The sequence below is a fragment of the Nocardia mexicana NBRC 108244 genome, from assembly GCF_001613165.1.
Taxonomy (GTDB): Bacteria; Actinomycetota; Actinomycetes; order Mycobacteriales; family Mycobacteriaceae; genus Nocardia; species Nocardia mexicana.
The window spans coordinates 25,024-43,429 of the sequence record NZ_BDBV01000024.1 but is presented as its reverse complement, the minus strand read 5'-3'; the positions used below and the strand labels follow the sequence as shown (position 1 = coordinate 43,429).

The following is an 18,406-nucleotide window of genomic DNA, read 5'->3' as shown; positions in this document are numbered from 1 at the left end:
ACTCCTCGCTCGAGGCCTCGGAGGCGGTTTCGATCCTGCCCACCGGATACCCCGGGCGGCCAGTGGACTTGGTACGCACCCCTCAGGTCCTTCGACGCCCCCGCTGGTGACGTGCTGCCCTTCGGCAACGCCGCCGCGACCAGGAACTATTCACCGGCCGGTCGGCGGTTGTGGTTCGGTATCGTCCACCTCCACGTGGTGGCATCGCCGGTGGGCGATGTCGCGATGTCGACCGTGGCGCCACGCTCGGCCAGCGCCGGGGGCAGCAGGCCGGAGTCGTCACCCGATGGGCATGGGCTCGCGCCCGTGGCAGCCTTCCCGGTGATGACGAGGGTGAGGTCGTCGCCGAGATCCGCGGTGAGGGTGATCTCGCGGGGACGCTGGCGAGCGAGGGCGGTGATGAGGTGGTGCACGGCATCGTGGATCGGCTCGGTGAGGATGGGGTCGAGGCTGTCGAGCGGGCCTCTGAAGGACGTGCTCGCGCGGGCGCCGAGGTGCTCGGCGGTGTCGCCGATCAGTTCCGACAACCGGGTGCGGAGGTCCGGGCCGCGGTCGGAGGAGACGTCGAGTTCGTTGATGGTCAGCCGGATCCCGTTGGCGACGGCGTCGAGCTCGGCGACCGCCTCGTCGAGGCGGGTGGCGACGGCGGGAACGCGGACCAGGGGCCGGGTCCCGCTGAGCTGCAGGCTGAGGCCGAACAGGCGGTGGACGACGGTCCGATGCAATTCCAGGGCGATGCGTTCGCGTTCACCGGCGATGCGCAGGGTCCGCAGCCGGGATTCGGCCAGGCGGAGGTTGACCAGGTTGTCGACCCGGGCGTGCAGTTCGGTGATATCGAACGGTTTCGCGAGGTAGTCGTTGGCGCCGGCACGCAGGAGCGCGAGCCGGGATCGGTCGTCGGCACGGGCGCTGAGGATCAGCACCGGGGTGTTGGTCAGGGTGGGGTCGGCGCGGACGTGGACGAGAAGTTCGTCGCCGCTCATGTGCGGCATCATGATGTCGCAGACCAGCAGGTCGGGCTGATGTGTGCGGGCCAACTCCAGTCCGGCGCGGCCATCGGAGGCGGTCAGGACACGGTAGCGGGCCGAGAGCGCGTGGCGCAGCAGGTTGTTCAGGTCACGGTTGTCCTCGATGACCACGACGACCGGCTTCGTTGTATCCTGCCCATTCGAGAATGTCGTCGATACCGTTGCGGCAGTGGGGAATTCGGCGAGTATATCGGCGGATCCGATCGGGATCGCGGCGTCCAGGGGGTCGGCTGCCGCGCGGACGGGAATGCCCGCGGGCGCGGCGGTGGGCAGTTCGACCGAGATCAGCGCGCCGCCTTCCGGGGCGTCGGCGATGCCGATCGTGCCGCGATGCAGCGTGACCAGATCGCGGACGATGCTCAGGCCGAGGCCGGTGCCCGGTGCCGTGCGCGTCGCGCCGCCGTCGACCTGACGGAAACGGTCGAACACCGTCTCCCGGTGTTCGGCGGGGATGCCGGGACCGCTGTCGGCCACCTCGACCACGACGCGGTCGGCACCCGGTCTGACCGTGCAGCGCACGACCCCACCGGCGCCGGTGTGTTTGAACGCGTTCGACAGCAGATTGACCAGGATCCGTTGCAGGTGTTCGGGATCCAGTTCGGCGACGACCGGCTCGACCCCCACGGTCAGGTCGACACCGCGGTCGACCGCCAGTGATTCGAAGAACGCGGAACTGAGGCGCGCCTGCTCGGCGACATCCACCCGGGCGTAGTCCGGCCGGACGGCACCGGCTTCCAGCCGGGAGGCATCCAGGAGATTGTTCACCTGCCGCAGCAGCATTCTGGCGTTACGGATGATCAGCTCGAGCTCGGTGCGCGCCGGATCCCGCTCGGATGCCGCGTCGAGCAGCTTCTGCGCCGGTGAGAGGATCAGTGTCAGCGGCGTGCGCAGCTCATGGCTGACATTGGCGAAGAACTGGCTCTTCAACTCGTCGAGTTCTTTCGTGCGCGCGTACAGCTCGGCGAGTTCGGCGTTGGCCTCCTTGAGCCGACGGCTGGCCTCGGCCACCTCGTGGGCCCGGGTGAAGACCTCCTGTTCCATGCGTTCGGAGGTGGCACGCAGCTGCTCGGTTTCGCGTTGCTGCGCGGCGTCGGCGGCCTGCAGGCGCATGAAATCCGTGACGTCTTCGACCCGGTGGACGATATAGCGCAATGTGCCGTCGGCATCGTGGACCGGGGAGTTCGACGGGCTCCAGAATCGTTGCTCGAAACCGCCTTCCGGACGGCGGATGTCGTAGCGCTGCACCGGCATCGCGTCGGTGCTCTCGTCCCGCAGCACCCGTTCCAGCGAGACCCGCAGGTTCCGCACGCCCTCGGCATCGGCGTCGTCGGGGTTGTCGGGAAAGACCTCGAAGATGCCGCGTCCGACGATCCGGTCGCGCTCGGTCATCGTCGCCTGCGCGTAGGCATCGGTGACTGCCACGATCCGCAGCGAGGGGTCGAGCACCAGATACAACCCCGGCGACGACTCGAACACCCGCCGGAAATCGACCTCTTCGCCCACCCGCACACCCTCCTCCACTCGACCATGCCCTACCAGCATTGTTGCCCACCCGCGACTGTCCTGTCACCGAGACAGCGCCCGGCCGGCCGAACGTGCGCCCGGCACCCCCGACGGAACGCACCGGGCGGGCACCGCCGAGACAAAGTCCCGCGCGCCGCGTGGTCCCGGCCCAGCGGCACTCCTGCGATATCAGGCCACGCCCGTGCCACGGGAACCGGAGCGAACACCGTCCGATTCGCGGGCGGCAACGGCGCGCCGCATGCCGACGCCCCACCCGGCCACCGCGGCCGCGAGGCCCAAATAGACGGCCAACGCGAGGAACACCAGAAACTCGCCGTAGTCGCGCCCCCAGCCGGGTATCCGGTCAGCGGTCACGATGACGGCGACCATCATGACCGCGCCCACCGTGATCGCGGGAACGGCCAGCGGCGCGAACTCTTCGTCCGTAGCGGAAGTCGATCTCATGGCATGCAGCCTCGCCGCTGACCGGGCCGACAGCCAGAGCCGTCGGTCTCTCCCGCGCGGGGACTTTCGACGAGTCGGCGTAACGGCGGGGCAGGCAAGGACGACAGCTAGTCCTGCTGCTTACTCTCTTGGTCCGCCACATGCGCCTCGGCTTCGCCACGAGCCAGACCGGCGCGAACGAGCGCCCACTCCGCGGCATCCATGCAATAGCGGGCCAGGATGACCGCGGCCATGGCCGCGTCCTCGGTGATCTGGGCCGCTCGTTCCGTACGCTCCTTGTCCGTGTGGGCGAGGTCGGCGTGCAGTGCTTCGATCTGGCGCTCTACCGAGCCTTTGGTGTCGGACCACCAGCGATGTGTCGCTTCCCGAACCTCTTTCGCCGTCTGTTCGAGCTCTTTGCCTTCGCGCTCGATCGCCTCTTCCAACTCGGCACGGCGCGATTGCAGTGCGGCATGGTTGCGCTCCCGCATCGCCGCGGACGATTCTTCGATGTGCTTGACGCGAGTCGCGAGATCGGTCAGCGATTCCGACAGTGGCTTCATGGTCCGGCCCTCTCATTGATCGGTTGTTCCGAGTCAGATCGATGTCTGCTCTCGATCAGCGTGAGTCACCCAGCAGGCGGCACCTAGGGCAGAACGTCCCCGCGACGGGACCCGAAATCCCCAGGTGCACTGGCTCACACATTTTTTGGGAGTGCACGAGTGCCTTGCGTAGCGGCCGCCTTCTCCGGCAGAAGTCTTTGGTCCTCGCCTCCGTTGCCAACGGTCCGTCGCTGATGGTATTCGGCGCGGGCGACACTGGGTTATGGGTGAACTCGGCCCGGTGAGTTCGAAGGCGATGCCGCGCCCCCGACTTCACGGCCGCGATCTACGCGCCCTGGACAGAGGCGAGCGACATGGAAACCAGCGGATCCCATATGACCCAGTCCGACCTCTTCACGTGGAGCATGGAACACGATCCGATACTCCGCTCGACGATCGTTTCCGTGCTGTTGCTGGACGGCCCGCCGGACCGTGACCGCCTGATCGACACGATCGACCGGGCGACGCGGGTAGTGCCGAGATTCCGCCACCGCCTCGTCGCCGCGCCGTTCGGACTGGCGCCACCCCGATGGGTGCCGGATCCGGATTTCGATCTGTCGTGGCATATCCGGCACGTCGCAGTACCGGTTCCCGCAACCTTTTCCGCGGTACTGGAGTTCGCCCGGACCGAGGCGATGACCGCCTTCGATCCGGCCCGGCCACTCTGGCAGTTCACGCTGCTGGACGGAGTGGAGGACGGCAAGGCGGCGCTGGTCCTGAAGGTGCACCACAGCCTGACCGACGGCATCGGGGGTATCCAGATCGCCGGTGAGATCCTCGATTTCGACCGATCGGGCACCGCCCGCGAACCCGCCCCGGATGTCACCGCACCCGATAACAGCGAATGGGCCGACATCGTGGCGTGGAACTGGTCCGTCGGATCCCAGCTGGCACGCGCCGGAATCACCTTGGTGCCGAGGTCATTACGCTCGACACTCGCCCCGATCCGCACCCTTCGCACCGGTTTCGCGACGGCCGCCTCGCTGTTCCGGCTCGCCCAGCCCATCACTCGCACGTTGTCACCGGTGATGACCGGGCGCGGCCTCGGGCGGCAACTGGCGGTATTGGAAACGTCCCTGGCCGGACTGCGCCGAGCGGCACACCGTTCCGGCTGCACCACCAACGACGCCTTCCTCACCGCCGTGCTGCTGGGACTGCAGATCTACCACGACAAACACGGAACCAAGGCCGAACACCTGCGCGTCGCCGTACCCATCAGCCTGCGCACACAGGGCGACCCGCTCGGCGGCAACCGCATCACGATCGTCCGATTCGTGGCCCCCGCCGACCTCGAGTCCACCGCGGATCTCATGCGCGCACTCGATACCGCCGTCGACAACTGGCGACACGAACCCGCCATCCCCTGGTCCAATTCCGTTGCGGCGACCTTCAATCGACTGCCGGCCGGACTGCTGACCGCCATGTTCAAGCATATCGACTTCATCGCCTCCGACGTCCCCGGATCTCCGGTGCCGCTGTACATCGCCGGTGCCGGAATCGAACGAATCTATCCCTTCGGCCCCACGACCGGAACCGCGTTCAACGTCACCCTGCTCTCCCACGTCGGCACCTGCTGCGTTGGCATCAACGCCGACACCGCCGCCGTCCCCGACCTCCCGGTGCTGACAGACTGCATCGCCGCCGGATTCCGCACCGTCATCGACGGCAACGGCGCGGATTCGAACGCTCAACCGGCCCGAACGCCCCTGCTCCGCCGAGACTGACAACTGGCGAAAGACGATGTGCCCCTGCCGATACCGCGGTGGCCGCCGAAGCCACAGATGATTCATTTGTCCGAGGCCGGGAATGCCACCGCACCGTTGCGGCGGTACTCCCGGACGACAACGCTGTCGTCTGTTCTCCCCTCTCAATCTGCCGCATGCTCGAGCGCATCGATAGGGCACATGGTCTCGCGCCGTCCTCCACTTCGAGGCCGCCAGGGGTCCTTCGGCCCCACAACGTCGAATCGACCGTCCCGACACGGCCGGGGGGGCACCGGTCAGCGGAGCCTAGGTCAATCGGCATGCTCCGAAACCGACAGGCGCGCCCGCGCGGTCATCACCAGCTCGTTGGAGTGCTTGTGCAGGTCGTTCGCCGTGTGCAGCGCCACCCTGCCGTCGATGCCGGAACCCCGGCGGCGGTCCTCGACGAACGTCAGCGCGCTGTGCGTCGCGTCCCCGGCACCGTCGTCCACGGCGGCCAGGCAGTTCAGCACATCGGCATCGCTGACGGTGAGTTTGGCGCGGGCGACGACCAACGACATCGCCACGCGGTCGTGCTGCAGACCGTCGACCGCGAGGGCGACTCCGTCCTCGTCGGTTCGACTCAGGGCGGACGTCGTCACCACCCGGCTGTTGGCCACGATCCTGGCCGCGACCGCGACGACTTCGGCGATCGCTTCCCGCTGCGCCTGATAACGGGCATCCAGCCGTTCGAGCCGAAACCTGGTGTTCGCGAAGTACTGGGTGATCCACGCCGACGCGATCGCCCCGGCGACACCTGCCACCCCGACCACCCCCGTTACCAGGACGCCCCAGCTCGCTGTGAAATACACCAGCCAACGGTCGCACGGATCGGCCGGTCCGCGCCTGAGCCTGCCGACCACACGACGAGGGACGACAGCCCTTGTGCCACAGTGGCATTGGTCCCGGGATCGGAAACGCCGATGCCCGCCCACGCAGTAGACCGTCGGCCCACGTTCGAAGGTCTTCGGCATCGGGTCACCGCCCCTGGGATGGCCGATAGTTGTCCGCGGTCCCGCAGCCACCACGCATACGTCGCCCTGGAACTGGTGAAGGCCGTCGCGCTACTTACCGCGGGGGTTCTGGTGCTGACCGGCGCGATCGCCTGAGACCCCACCGGTCCCAGAACGGCATCCCCGGTACCAGATATGTAACGCGTTCCTTCAGTGGAAGCCGCCCGAAGCAAGACGTTGTGCAGGCGAAATATCATTAACATTAGGGGCTTTAGACCATTCTCCAGGAGCCGCTCCCGATCAAGGATATCCAAAACTGTAACCTGTTCTTCTATTCTTCCGAGGAGTTGCTGATGGTGACACCTCCCATGCCGCGCGGCGGGAACACCCGTGAGATCGATGTGGGCTCCCTGCCCACCCGCTACGCCAGGGGCTGGCACTGCCTGGGGCTCGCCGAGTCCTTCCGGGACCGAAACCCCCACGCGGTCAACGCATTCGGCACCAAGCTCGCCATCTGGGCAGACAGCCGGAACCGGTTGAACGTGCTCGACGCGTACTGCCGGCACCTCGGCGGCGACCTGTCCGCGGGCACAGTTCGGGGCGACGACATCGCCTGCCCGTTCCACGATTGGCGGTGGGGCGGCGACGGCCTCTGCAAAGGCATTCCCTACGCCCGGCGCGTATCGCCGCTGGCGCGCACGAACACCTGGCCGACCTTGGAACGCAACGGGCAACTGTTCGTCTGGCACGACCACGAAGGAAATCCACCCGCGCCGGAGGTGACGATCCCCTACATCGAAGGGCCCTACACCGACGACGTCGGCAACTTCACCGATACCCACGACAGCGCGTGGACGCCGTGGACCTGGAACTCGATTCTCATCGAGGGCTCCAACTGCCGCGAGATCATCGACAACATCGTGGATATGGCGCATTTCTTCTATATCCACTACGCCTTCCCGACCTACTTCAAGAACGTCTTCGAAGGCCACGTCGCCACCCAATACCTGAAGACCAAGGGCCGCCCCGACATCGGCATGGCCGCCAAGTACGGCGGCGACACCCTGCTCCGGTCCGAGGCCAGCTACTTCGGGCCGTCCTACATGATCAACCCGCTCCGCAACAGCTACGGCGGCTTCGAGGTCGACAGCGTTCTCGTCAATTGCCACTACCCGGTCACGCACGACTCGTTCGTCCTGCAATGGGGCATCACCCTCGAAAAACCCACCGGCCTCACGGACGGCGCCGCCGATCGGCTGGCCTCGAAGATGACCGAGGGGATCGGCGAGGGTTTTCTGCAGGACGTCGAGATCTGGAAACACAAGTCCAAGATCGACAATCCGCTGCTGTGCAGCGAGGACGGCCCGGTCTACCAGCTACGCCGCTGGTATGAGCAGTTCTACGTCGACGTCGCCGCGATCGACCCGATGATGACCCGGCGGTTCGAATTCGAGGTCGACACCACCCGGGCCAACGAGGTGTGGGAGGCCGAGGTGACGGAGAACCTGCGCCGAGCGGATCACGAAGCTGCGGCCCGTGTCCCTTCGCCCGGTTCGGAGGGCCCCTGATCGAGACGGAAGGGCGGATACTCGTCACGCATCAGGGCGGCGTAGGCCAGCACCCGGTACAGCCAGCGGTTGATGCCGACGACGAAATCGAAGAGCCGCCGCGGGTACCGGGCCGTGAACAGCAGCGCCACCGCCGCGATGAGAACGAGGACGCCCAACAGGGGCACGGTGGTGTTGTCGTTCTCCTTGCCGAACGACACCCCGCCCCCGATCATCGCGCCCACGACGAGGTAGTGCGGGATGGCCAGCAGCCACCACTTGACCAGTACCAGGCCACGCGACAACCGCTCCGGGTAGTCCACCTGCAGATCGGCGGGATAGTCGGTGGGGCGCAAGGTGAACGGCGGGTATCTGTCGGTGCCCAGGGCCGCGTACGAATAGAACTGGACCCGCCACGACCAACGCATCACCCCGACATTGAAATCGAAGAGCGCACGCGGATAGCGGCCGGTGAACAGGATCGCGACGCCGGCGACCACCGTGAGCACGACGAACGCGATCCACAGGAAGAACAGCACGATGAAGTGCGGGATGGCCAGCAGCCATTTCACCAGCCACAGCCAGCGCGACAACGATTCGTCCAGTTCGCCGCGCACGGCGACCGGGTAACCGGGTGAGCCTTCGGGATTCATGGTCGACACTCCTCAGCGGATCGCGGTACAACGGGTGCTGCAAGCCCCGTCGATCCAGGATCACGCGCGTCCCGGCGGGTGCGAAGGGTGCTGGGAAGTCTTCTTCGGGACTGAAAGTCGCAATACGACCGGACATTCGACCCTGTCCCCGCCCGCTCGATCGCCCCACGATGCACCCATGATCGATCTATCGGTGGCCATCGGGCGCCCACCGGCGGCGGTCTACGCGATGCTCGCCGATATCCAGGACTTCGAACCGATACCTCGCAGCGCCGAGGTACGCATGATCAAGGAGCCCACCGGCCCGACGACAACCGGTACCCGTTGGCACGAATGGGTGAAGGTCGCGCCGGGCTGCTGGTTCCACGTGGAGAGCGTCGTCACCGCCGCCGATCCGCCGCACCGGCTCGGCATGACCTTCCACAGCCGGTGGCTTATCGGGAGGCTGAGCTACGAAATCGAGCCGGTCGCCGCGGGCAGCGTCCTGCACCATCGCGAAACCGTGCGGACACGAAAGCCCGTCCGATGGCTGAGCCGGTTCGTCGAGCGACGCATGCGTCCCCGCCTCCTGCAACGACTTTCCGATATCAAGGCTGTGCTCGAGGGAGCGCCGTAGCTCGGCTACCACCGCGTGCGCTGATCGGCCTACCCCACCCGGGCCGGATCGGCGCTGAGTTCGAGGGCGCCGCCGTGCAGATGTGGGATCGCCCGCGCAAACCGCGGCGCGATGGTCACTGCTGCGGCTTCGCCACGCCCGGCAGGTACTTCGTCCAATCGATCCGGGCGAGCAGGACGACGGCGGCGAGCAGCGTGACCTGCACGGCGACGCCGACGGGCGAGGTGAGCGAGTCCAGGAACGCGTCGCCGAGATTTCGCTCGGCGACGGCGGTGACACTGACGTAGAACGAGAAACTGACGAGCCTGCCGCCGATGTGCGCGGCGGTTATCGGAAGCAGGCGCACGCCCATCAGCCCGGCCCCCTCGAACATTTGCGCCGACGGCAGCGGGGAAATCAGGAACAGTACGAGCCCGGCCAGCGAACGGTAACGGCGTCCGGTGACGTAATCGGCGGCGGCCTGCAAACTCGCCTTGCGACGCGCGCTGAGGCGGCCGCGAAGACGGAATGTGGCCCGCGCGAGCAGATAACGACCGGCGCCCGCGGCGAACGCGCCGAGGATGACGACGGCGACCGGCTCCAGCTGCCAGTTCAGCTTCAGCAACACCACCACCAGGGCGGTGGGAGGACCGAACGCCGGCATCAGATTCACCGCGAATACCACCGCGATGAAGGCCAGATACGGCAGCATCGAATTCACGGCACGCGCGTGTTCGCGCCCTCAGCGGGCCGCGTCGTCCTGCAACAGGCCCACGACCGCGCCACCGGGATCGGTGAACAACGCGAACGACATCGTGTCGGCGATGACGGTCGGCGGCACGACCACGGTGCCGCCGAGTTCCTCGAGCTCGGCGAGCTTGGCCTCCAGATCCCCGGTACGGATATAGACCGTCACGTACGGCGGTATACCCTCCGTGGTCTGCATGATGCCACCACCCAACCCCTGATCGACCGCGTCGACCAGCGTGTAGGCGGGATCGGCGGTGGTCATGGTCCAGCCGAACGCCTTACCGTAGAACTCGCGCAGAGCCGCCGCATCCGGCCCGCCGATCTCCCAATGCACAACGGGATGGTTCATGGTTTCGCCTTTCTTCGATTCGCCGAGAGATCACTTGTCGGGGAAGCCCATGACGAATCCCACCACGATGATGACGCAACTGACGACCGCGATGAGCGGGATGATCCACATGATGTCCATCGAAACCCCTTCCACCTCAGCGTGTTTGCCCACCGAGTCCCGGCAGGAAGCGCGCCTCGGCGGCCCGCTCCTGGGCGCGCAGGTCCTCGGCGCTCAGGACGTGGGCGTCGGGTCCCGGAAAGGTCAGGGCGCGATGCCCGGTATCCGACCAGTGCACGAGGAACGGCGGGCCGCCGCCGGCGCCCCGGACCTCCTCGATCAGGCCGCGCCGCACGGTGCCACCGACCGCGCGACCCTCCACGACCAGCCAGTCCCCCGCTTTCGCTCGCATAACCGCGCACTCCTCATCGTCATCCGGTGATCAATCGATGATCTCGACGCTCGGCTTGCCCGGACAGGGCCATAGGTCCACGGCGGCAAGGGCATCGGACCGGTGCCCTCGCCGCCACGGTTACGCCACCCCGGTCGCCGCCACCACGCCGCGTATCGAAGGACGACGGGTGCTGTGCAGGATCCGCTGATAGAGGGCGACGTGATCGCGCGCCATGCGCGCCAGGGAGAATCGCCGTTCGACCGCGGCGCGGCAAGCACGCCGGTCGATCGACGCGATCCGCTCGACCGCCTCCCGCATTGCCGCGCGATCCGCGCACAGGAAACCGGTCCGCCCATGGTCGACGATCTCCGGTGCCGCGCCGTGCGGGAACGCGAGAACCGGTGTGCCGCAGGCCAATGCCTCGGCCATCACCAGACCGAACGGTTCCGGCCAGTCGATCGGATTGAGCAGTGCATCCGCGCGGCGCAGCAGCCGAACCCGCTCGGCCGCGGGCAGTTCCAGCGGCTCGGGATCCCCGGAACCCAGCAGCGGCCGGACCTGCTGCTCGTAGAACGCGCGCTCCGCGTCTTCTCGAATCTTGCTCACCATCACCAACTTCCGGCCCGCCGCGCGCGCGACCTCGAGCGCCCGATGCGGACCCTTGTCGGCGCACATACGCCCGATCCACATCAGGTATCCCCCACCGCCGTCGCCGTAGCGGTAGGTGTCGAGATCGATGCCGTGGTGGATCACCGCCGAGATCGGGATCGGCGCTCCGAATCGCTTCTGCGCGTGGGAGATCGCCACCACCCATACTCGGTCGGCGAAGGCCGCGATATTGCGGTGGTTCATCTCGTCGAACGGCCCGTGGCAGGTGCTCACCACCGGCGGTCCGTCCTCGCGCGGCCCGATCAGCGGGCCGAGCGCGGTGTGGTCGTGAATGATGTCGACATCGGCGAGTGCGTCGTAGGCCGCCAGCACGTGCGCGGCCTCCGGCACCGCCACGCCGATCGGGGTGAAGGGCCGCTCGTACAGGTGTTCCCGCCGCACCGGGCAGGTCGACTCGCCCACGGTGAACAGCCGTACCTCGTGCCCGAGCGCGGCCAGCCCGCGGGCCAGGTTGTCGACCACCGCCTCGGTGCCGCCGTACGCCGGCGGTGGAACCGGCACCCAGGGCGGCGCGATCAAACCGATGCGCATATGCTCTCCTCTACTCCATCGGCGCGCGCCCTCCGGGCGTGCCGCGAAACCTCGGACACAACCGTCGGCCGCGTGGAAACCGACCGGCGGGATACGTTGCGCCTCAATGACACCGTGGCCGCGGCATCCTGGGCAGGGCCGTTCGTCACCGCCGCCGAAACATCCGCTACTCCCGAGGGCATGTCCGAACGCCTCTATGGCCGAGGGGATTTCGACCGCATCCCGATACCGCTCCCCAGCCCGCTGTGCTCGTGGGGGGCGCGGTCATGCGGGGCGGGAACTGCCGCGTGCCCGCACCTCTCGCGCTCCCTTGCGGATGACGTTGGTCCCGGCGCCCTCAGGTACGTCGCCTCTCACCAGCCGAGCAGGGCGGGCGGAGGCTCGGGGCATGGAGACGAACACATCTCGTACCGCGGTGATCTTCGCGTCGGCCCAGGGCTCCACCCGCGAGCTGCCGGGCGGCGAATGCGACACCGCTCGCTGGGTATCCGCGGCTCAGCATGCCCATCGCATCCCGCGGCCCGAGGGGCTGCCCGGTTCGGGCAGGAGCTGACGGAACCAGCGCGGAAGGGATTCTCGGCCATGATGATTCGTTACGCACCGCTCTGTGTGATCGCACTGACGGTCCTGCTCGCCGCACTCGCGCTCATCGCGGCGTTACCTGCCGTGCTGCTGTGCGCCCTGATGGGCGCCGCCGGCGTCGTGCTGCTGCTGTTCGCGATGCGCACCGACGACCGCCCCGCGCCCCGCGTACACGGGCGGTGGAGCTGACCGGGAAGGTTGCCGGCCGACGGCGGCGTTTCGTCGCCGAACAATTCGATGGCGAACGGCACGCGGTCCGAGGTACCGCGGCGGCTCGTCACATCCGACCCCGCCGATCAGGCCCCGACGACTACCTCACGCTCCGTGACACCGCCGTTGGGGCACCAGACCGATACCTTCATAGCGGCCGCCCACAGCTGGGAGGACGAAATACGGGCGCGCTGACGACAGGGCCCCACACGTAGGCGTGGACGTGTCAGAGCATCTCGGCACCTCCGCGGCCGACGCTCACGACCAGCGGCCGGACTCCGCCAGCCGCACCAGGATCACACCGGCCACCGCGCCGAGAGTCACGACGAGAAATCCGAAGTGCAGCAGCCCCAGCGCAACCAGCGCACCCACCACCAGCACCGTGACAATTCCGACGACGGCCATCAGCAGATCCCGCTCACGCAGTGGGGAGCGGTTCGGGTCCGTTCTCATCGCCGGGCCTCCTTTTCGATAACGGACATCACGTTCAGGTTGCTCTCGTCGGGGCCTCCGGGAGCAGGGCCCATCGCCACCGGCGCGCGGTACCAACGGCACCGCGCGGGGCCGGGTTTGCCCGACCGTTACCAGGCAGTGCCGTGTCCGGTCCCGGCGGCGAGGCGGGTTTGAGGGCGGAAAGCGTGGGAAGTACGAGGAGCGCCGTAGGGCCGATGGTCATTCCGGGTGAAATCGGTCGACCCTACTGGCTCGTAACTCCCCCGATGGATGCTCGGGGTGCCGCCGGACAAGGCGGCATTCGGACGAGTGGAGAGATGTGGCCATGAGCACGACCGACCACAGCATCGAGATGCCTACCGGACAGCCGCTCCCGGACCCCGGGCGCGGAGCCATGACGCCCCGCCCGGGATCCCGCGGCATCATGCTGGCGCTGGCGACGCTGGGGTTCGCGATCAATTTCTGGGCCTGGGCATTGCTGAGCCCGCTGGGGCCGTTGTTCAAGGATTCGCTGGGGCTCACGGCCTTTCAGCAGGCGCTGCTGGTGGCCGTGCCGGTCGTCGTCGGGTCGCTCGGCCGAATCCCGGTGGGAGCGTTGACCGATCGGTTCGGCGGCAGGGTGATGTTCCCGCTGGTGTCGGCCGCCACGATCGTGCCGGTGCTGTATATCGGCCTCGTCGACCACGGTTCGCTGCTCGCGCTGCTGATCGGCGGGTTCTTCCTCGGTATCGGTGGTACCGCGTTCGCGATCGGCGTGCCGTTCGTCAACGCCTGGTTCCCGCCGCGGCGCCGTGGCTTGGCGATCGGCGTATTCGGGGCCGGGATGGGCGGCACCGCCATCAGCGCGCTGACGACCGTGCAGCTCGTGGACGCGGGTGATGTGGCCACCCCGTTCCTGGTGACCGCGGCGGCGCTGGCGATCTACGCCGCGGTGGCGGCCGCCTTCCTGCGCGATGCGCCGGGCCGCGCGGTGCCCACCGAGACGCTGGTGCACCGGTTGGCGCTGACGGCGCGCATGGTGGTGACCTGGCAGGCGGCGTTGCTGTACGCCGTCGCCTTCGGCGGGTACGTCGCCTTCTCCGTCTACCTGCCCGCGTATCTGAAGACCGCCTACGGCCTGTCGCAATCGGATGCGTCGGCCCGGATGGCCGGGTTCGTGCTGCTGGCCGTGGTCATGCGTCCGACCGGCGGCTGGCTGTCGGACCGGTTCGACCCGGTGCGGGTGCTCGCGGTGTCGATGGCGGTCGTGACAGCCGCCGCGGCGGCGCAGGCGTTCACACCGGTGTTGCTGCCGGTCGCCACGATCGCGTTCCTGTCCATGGCCGCCGCGCTGGGCGCCGCCAGCGGCGCCGTGTTCGCGCTCGTCGCGCTGCTTGCCCCGGCGGCGCGGGTGGGTTCGGTGACCGGAATGGTCGGCGCCGCCGGCGGGCTGGGCGGGTTCGTGCCGCCGCTGGTCATGGGCGCGGTGTACGGCGCGTACGACAGCTATGCACTGGGCCTGGCGGCATTGGCGGTGGTGGCCGCGGGAACCGGCGTGTTCGCCGCGACCGCGGTGCGTCGCCGGATGCCGTCCGCATCGGCCCGAACTCGCTGAGATTCCCCCAATTCGACTGCCACACTGCGATTTATGCACCGGCCGCGTCCGGTGGAAGGAGAGTACGTGAGTACCGACATCGAGCCGCCCGACCATCGTCCCGGGCTCGACAACGAGTTCACCGACGCACTCGTGCGAACCCGCCGATTCTTCACTCACGCAGAGGTTTCCGATGATCTGCGCACCGTGCACAAGGTCGGCGGCCGGGACGCGGACGAGTTCTATCGGGATCGCTGGTCGCATGACAAGGTGGTGCGTTCGACGCACGGGGTGAACTGCACCGGATCGTGTTCGTGGAAGGTGTATGTCAAGGACGGCATCATCACCTGGGAGACTCAGCAGACCGACTATCCCTCGGTGGGCCCGGACCGTCCGGAGTACGAGCCGCGGGGCTGCCCGCGCGGGGCGGCGTTCTCCTGGTACACCTATTCGCCCACGCGGGTGCGCTATCCCTACATCCGCGGCGTGTTACTCGAACTGTATCGAGAAGCGAAGGCGCGCACCGGGAATCCGGTCGACGCCTGGGCGTCCATCGTCGAAAGTCCCGAGACCGCGCGGCAGTACAAAGCCGCGCGCGGGCACGGTGGTCTGGTGCGGGCGACCTGGGAGGAAGCCACCGAACTGATCGCCGCCGCACACGTGCACACGATCAAGACCTACGGCCCGGACCGGATCGCGGGCTTCTCGCCCATCCCGGCGATGTCGATGGTGTCGCACGCCTCCGGCGCCCGCTTCGTCTCGCTGCTGGGCGGCACCATGCTCTCGTTCTACGACTGGTACGCCGACCTTCCCGTGGCCTCGCCACAGATGTTCGGCGACCAGACCGACGTCCCGGAGTCCGGGGACTGGTGGGACGCCGGATATTTGATCATGTGGGGGTCGAACGTGCCGGTCACCCGCACGCCCGACGCGCACTGGATGGCGGAGGCCCGCTACCGCGGCCAGAAGGTGATCGCCGTCGCGCCCGACTACGCCGACAACGTGAAATTCGCCGACGAATGGCTGCCCGCGCAACCCGGTACCGATGGCGCTCTCGCCCTGGCAATGGGCCACGTGATCCTGCGGGAATTCTTCGTGGACCGGCAGGTGCCGTACTTCACCGACTACGTGAAGCGCTATACCGACCTGCCTTTCCTGGTCCGGCTCGAGCCCGAAGACCCCGGCCCGATCCGCGCCGGAAACGACACGACGACCCCGCGCGACGCGTACCGGCCCGGAAAGTTCCTCACCGCCGCCGATCTCGCCGAATTCGCCACCGAGCCCAACGCGGCGTTCAAGACCGTGCTGCTCGGCGACGACGGAAACCCGGTGGCGCCCAACGGTTCCCTCGGCTTCCGCTACGGCGAGGACGGCGCGGGCCGCTGGAATCTCGACCTCGGCGAGGTCGACCCGCTGCTGTCGGCGGTCGGCAGCGGCGAGGTCGCCGAGGTTCGGCTGCCGCGCTTCGACCTGCCCGACGAGGCCGTGCGGCGCGGAGTTCCCGTTCGTCGTGTCGGCGGGCACCTGGTCACCACGGTGTTCGATCTCCTGCTCGCCCAGTACGGCGTCCGGCGCGACCGCCTGCCCGGTGACTGGCCGAGCGGCTACGACGACGCGACGGCACCGTACACACCGGCCTGGCAGGAACCGATCACCGGCGTGCCCGCAGCGGCCGCGGCCCGCATCGCCCGCGAGTTCGCCGCCAATGCCGAACAATCGCGCGGCCGCTCGATGATCCTCATGGGCGCGGGCACCAACCACTGGTTCCACTCCGACACCATCTATCGCGCATTTCTGGCGCTGACCACGCTCACCGGGTGCCAGGGCGTCAACGGCGGCGGCTGGGCCCACTACGTCGGGCAGGAGAAATGCCGTCCGATCACCGGGTGGTCGCAGCTGGCGTTCGGCCTGGACTGGTCGCGGCCGCCGCGCCAGATGATCCAGACCGCCTACTGGTACCTGCATACCGACCAGTTCCGCTACGACCGGTTCGGCGTCGACACCCTCGCCGCGGCCGGTCCCGGTGGTCGCTGGGCGGGCATGTCGACCGCCGATATCATCGCCCAGTCCGCGCGAATGGGATGGATGCCGTCGTATCCCACCTTCGACCGCAACCCGCTCGACATCGCCGACGAGGCGGAACGGTCGGGTGTACCGGTCGCCGAACACGTGGTGTCCGAGCTGAAGTCGGGGCGGCTGCGGTTCGCGTGCGAGGATCCCGATGCGCCCCAGAACTTTCCGCGGGTGCTCACCGTGTGGCGGGCCAATCTGCTGGGTTCCTCCGCCAAGGGCAACGAGTATTTCCTGAAGCATCTGCTCGGCACCGATTCCTCGCTGCGCGCCGAACCGGCACCGCCCGGACTGCGGCCGCGCGATGTGGTGTGGCGTGACGAGGCTCCGGTCGGGAAGCTGGATCTGCTGCTGTCCCTGGACTTCCGGATGACCAGCACCACGATCTTCTCCGATGTCGTCCTGCCCGCGGCGACCTGGTACGAAAAGCACGACCTGAACACCACCGACATGCACCCGTTCGTGCACTCGTTCAACCCCGCGATCCCGCCGCCGTGGCAGACCCGCACCGACTGGCAGGCGTTCCAGGCGATCGGCGAGGCGTTCAGCCGCCTCGCCGCCGAGCACCTCGGCGTCCGCCGCGACGTGGTCGCCACTCCCCTGCTGCACGACACACCCGACGAGCTGGCCACCCCGCACGGCGTCGTGCGCGACTGGAAAACCGGTGAGTGCGAACCGATTCCGGGCGTCACCATGCCGAAACTGACCGTGGTGGAACGCGATTACGGCGCCGTCGCGGCGAAGATGGGCGCACTGGGACCACTCCTGGACACCCTCGGCGCCACCACCAAGGGCGTCACCTTCACCGTCGACCGCGAAATCGACCATCTCGCCCACAAGAACGGCACCGTCCGCGGCGGACCGGCAGGCGGACGCCCGTCACTGCGCCGCGATATCGACGCCTGCGAAGCGATCCTCGCGCTGTCGGGAACGACCAACGGCCACCTGGCGACGCAGGGTTTCCGGAAACTGGAGCAGCGCACCGGAACCCCGCTGGCCGACCTCGCCGCCGAACACGAGGGCAAGCGAATCACCTTCGCCGACACGCAATCCGCACCGGTTCCCGTGATCACCTCACCCGAGTGGTCGGGCAGCGAGACCGGCGGGCGCCGATATTCGCCGTTCACCATCAACGTCGAACGACTCAAGCCCTGGCATACGCTGACCGGTCGCCAGCACTTCTATCTCGACCACGACTGGATCGCCGAACTCGGCGAACAGCTTCCGGTGTTCCGGCCGCCGCTGAACATGACCGCATTGTTCAGCGAACCGGCGATCGGGCAACTCGGCGAGCCCGCCGACGGTCGCGGCACCGAGATCACCGTCCGGTACCTCACCCCGCACAGCAAGTGGTCGATTCACTCGGAGTACCAGGACAACCTGTTCATGCTCAGCCTGTCCCGCGGCGGCCCCACGGTCTGGATGTCCGATCTCGACGCCGCGAAAATCGGTGTCGCGGACAACGACTGGATCGAGGCGGTGAACCGCAACGGTGTCGTGGTCGCCCGCGCGGTCGTCTCGCACCGCATGCCCGAGGGCACCGTCTACATGCACCACGCGCAGGACCGGCTGGTGGACGTGCCCCGCGCGGAGACCTCCGGCAAGCGCGGCGGCATCCACAATTCGCTGACCCGGCTACTGATCAAGCCCAGCCACCTCATCGGTGGATATGCCCAATTGTCGTTCGCCTTCAACTATCTCGGCCCGACCGGAAACCAGCGCGACGAGGTCACCGTGATCCGCCGCCGCAGCCAAGAGGTGACCTACTGATGCCGTCCC

The 18,406-nt window shown here is 67.8% G+C and carries 16 protein-coding genes and 1 pseudogene; 7 read left to right on the top strand and 10 right to left on the bottom strand.

Annotated features, from left to right (window positions below; translation table 11 throughout):
- Nucleotides 1-146 precede the first annotated feature (146 nt).
- The 3 genes from NM1_RS10070 to NM1_RS10060 form a co-directional block, all read right to left on the bottom strand.
- Nucleotides 147-2,531: an ATP-binding protein gene (locus NM1_RS10070; RefSeq protein ID WP_169814228.1), complete on the bottom strand. Its 2,385-nt coding sequence runs from the start codon at nt 2,529-2,531 to the stop codon at nt 147-149.
- 189 nt (nt 2,532-2,720) lie between these two features.
- Nucleotides 2,721-2,996, bottom strand: coding sequence for a hypothetical protein (locus NM1_RS10065; protein ID WP_068017137.1), 276 nt, complete (start codon nt 2,994-2,996; stop codon nt 2,721-2,723).
- A gap of 107 nt (nt 2,997-3,103) precedes the next feature.
- Nucleotides 3,104-3,538, bottom strand: a complete 435-nt coding sequence (locus NM1_RS10060; RefSeq protein WP_068017135.1) for a hypothetical protein — start codon at nt 3,536-3,538, stop codon at nt 3,104-3,106.
- A gap of 374 nt (nt 3,539-3,912) precedes the next feature.
- Between NM1_RS10060 and NM1_RS10055 the strand changes: the two genes are divergently transcribed.
- On the top strand, nt 3,913-5,301 hold the full coding sequence (locus NM1_RS10055; RefSeq protein ID WP_084519373.1) for a wax ester/triacylglycerol synthase domain-containing protein: 1,389 nt from the start codon (nt 3,913-3,915) through the stop codon (nt 5,299-5,301).
- A 290-nt stretch (nt 5,302-5,591) separates the two neighbouring features.
- Here NM1_RS10055 and NM1_RS10050 read toward each other — a convergent pair whose 3' ends face one another.
- Nucleotides 5,592-6,131 carry a hypothetical protein gene (locus NM1_RS10050; RefSeq protein ID WP_068017128.1) on the bottom strand — a complete coding sequence of 180 codons (540 nt, stop codon included), beginning with the start codon at nt 6,129-6,131 and terminating at the stop codon, nt 5,592-5,594.
- A gap of 494 nt (nt 6,132-6,625) precedes the next feature.
- On the opposite strand from NM1_RS10050, the gene NM1_RS10045 reads away from it, so the two are divergent.
- The gene (locus NM1_RS10045) at nt 6,626-7,840 is read left to right on the top strand and encodes a 3-ketosteroid-9-alpha-monooxygenase, oxygenase component (protein WP_281278056.1); all 1,215 of its coding nucleotides are present in this window, start codon (nt 6,626-6,628) and stop codon (nt 7,838-7,840) included.
- Here NM1_RS10045 and NM1_RS10040 read toward each other — a convergent pair.
- Nucleotides 7,792-8,448, bottom strand: a pseudogene (locus NM1_RS10040) (DUF4389 domain-containing protein); the annotation flags it as partial. The gene NM1_RS10045 and the pseudogene NM1_RS10040 sit on opposite strands and share 49 nt — an antisense overlap.
- A gap of 202 nt (nt 8,449-8,650) precedes the next feature.
- Between NM1_RS10040 and NM1_RS10035 the strand changes: the two are divergent.
- Complete coding sequence (locus NM1_RS10035) at nt 8,651-9,088, top strand: SRPBCC family protein (protein WP_068017121.1); 438 nt, start codon at nt 8,651-8,653, stop codon at nt 9,086-9,088.
- A 115-nt stretch (nt 9,089-9,203) separates the two neighbouring features.
- On the opposite strand, the gene NM1_RS10030 is transcribed toward NM1_RS10035, so the two are convergent.
- From NM1_RS10030 to NM1_RS10015, 4 genes are all read right to left on the bottom strand, one after another.
- Nucleotides 9,204-9,788 (bottom strand): hypothetical protein, encoded by a 585-nt coding sequence (locus tag NM1_RS10030; protein ID WP_084519340.1) that lies wholly within the window; start codon nt 9,786-9,788, stop codon nt 9,204-9,206.
- Between the two features lie 21 nt (nt 9,789-9,809).
- Entirely contained in the window at nt 9,810-10,166 is a 357-nt protein-coding gene (locus NM1_RS10025) for a VOC family protein (RefSeq protein ID WP_068017117.1), read from the bottom strand.
- A gap of 136 nt (nt 10,167-10,302) precedes the next feature.
- A complete protein-coding gene (locus NM1_RS10020; protein WP_068017113.1) occupies nt 10,303-10,557 on the bottom strand; it encodes a DUF1918 domain-containing protein in 255 nt (84 codons plus the stop codon).
- A 120-nt stretch (nt 10,558-10,677) separates the two neighbouring features.
- The gene (locus tag NM1_RS10015; RefSeq protein WP_068017110.1) at nt 10,678-11,739 is read right to left on the bottom strand and encodes a glycosyltransferase family 4 protein; all 1,062 of its coding nucleotides are present in this window, start codon (nt 11,737-11,739) and stop codon (nt 10,678-10,680) included.
- Between the two features lie 388 nt (nt 11,740-12,127).
- Between NM1_RS10015 and NM1_RS42145 the strand changes: the two genes are divergently transcribed.
- Together NM1_RS42145 and NM1_RS42140 are read left to right on the top strand one after the other, a co-directional pair.
- The gene (locus NM1_RS42145) at nt 12,128-12,292 is read left to right on the top strand and encodes a hypothetical protein (RefSeq protein WP_157123884.1); all 165 of its coding nucleotides are present in this window, start codon (nt 12,128-12,130) and stop codon (nt 12,290-12,292) included.
- Between the two features lie 29 nt (nt 12,293-12,321).
- Nucleotides 12,322-12,510, top strand: coding sequence for a hypothetical protein (locus NM1_RS42140; RefSeq protein ID WP_147288790.1), 189 nt, complete (start codon nt 12,322-12,324; stop codon nt 12,508-12,510).
- Nucleotides 12,511-12,789: 279 nt separating this feature from the next.
- On the opposite strand, the gene NM1_RS10010 is transcribed toward NM1_RS42140, so the two are convergent.
- A complete protein-coding gene (locus NM1_RS10010) occupies nt 12,790-12,984 on the bottom strand; it encodes a hypothetical protein (RefSeq protein ID WP_068017106.1) in 195 nt (64 codons plus the stop codon).
- 325 nt (nt 12,985-13,309) lie between these two features.
- Between NM1_RS10010 and NM1_RS10005 the strand changes: the two genes are divergently transcribed.
- Complete coding sequence (locus NM1_RS10005; RefSeq protein ID WP_246010632.1) at nt 13,310-14,578, top strand: MFS transporter; 1,269 nt, start codon at nt 13,310-13,312, stop codon at nt 14,576-14,578.
- 132 nt (nt 14,579-14,710) lie between these two features.
- Nucleotides 14,711-18,397, top strand: a complete 3,687-nt coding sequence (locus NM1_RS10000) for a nitrate reductase subunit alpha (RefSeq protein ID WP_246010776.1) — start codon at nt 14,711-14,713, stop codon at nt 18,395-18,397.
- The last annotated feature ends 9 nt before the right edge of the window (nt 18,398-18,406 follow it).

Coding starts and splice junctions, on each gene's coding strand:
- NM1_RS10065 (WP_068017137.1), bottom strand. CDS start 2,996: ATGAGATCGACTTCCGCTACGGACGAAGAGTTCGCGCCGCTGGCCGTT.
- NM1_RS10060 (WP_068017135.1), bottom strand. CDS start 3,538: ATGAAGCCACTGTCGGAATCGCTGACCGATCTCGCGACTCGCGTCAAG.
- NM1_RS10055 (WP_084519373.1), top strand. CDS start 3,913: ATGACCCAGTCCGACCTCTTCACGTGGAGCATGGAACACGATCCGATA.
- NM1_RS10045 (WP_281278056.1), top strand. CDS start 6,626: ATGGTGACACCTCCCATGCCGCGCGGCGGGAACACCCGTGAGATCGAT.
- NM1_RS10035 (WP_068017121.1), top strand. CDS start 8,651: ATGATCGATCTATCGGTGGCCATCGGGCGCCCACCGGCGGCGGTCTAC.
- NM1_RS10025 (WP_068017117.1), bottom strand. CDS start 10,166: ATGAACCATCCCGTTGTGCATTGGGAGATCGGCGGGCCGGATGCGGCG.
- NM1_RS10020 (WP_068017113.1), bottom strand. CDS start 10,557: ATGCGAGCGAAAGCGGGGGACTGGCTGGTCGTGGAGGGTCGCGCGGTC.
- NM1_RS10015 (WP_068017110.1), bottom strand. CDS start 11,739: ATGCGCATCGGTTTGATCGCGCCGCCCTGGGTGCCGGTTCCACCGCCG.
- NM1_RS42145 (WP_157123884.1), top strand. CDS start 12,128: ATGGAGACGAACACATCTCGTACCGCGGTGATCTTCGCGTCGGCCCAG.
- NM1_RS42140 (WP_147288790.1), top strand. CDS start 12,322: ATGATGATTCGTTACGCACCGCTCTGTGTGATCGCACTGACGGTCCTG.
- NM1_RS10010 (WP_068017106.1), bottom strand. CDS start 12,984: ATGAGAACGGACCCGAACCGCTCCCCACTGCGTGAGCGGGATCTGCTG.
- NM1_RS10005 (WP_246010632.1), top strand. CDS start 13,310: ATGAGCACGACCGACCACAGCATCGAGATGCCTACCGGACAGCCGCTC.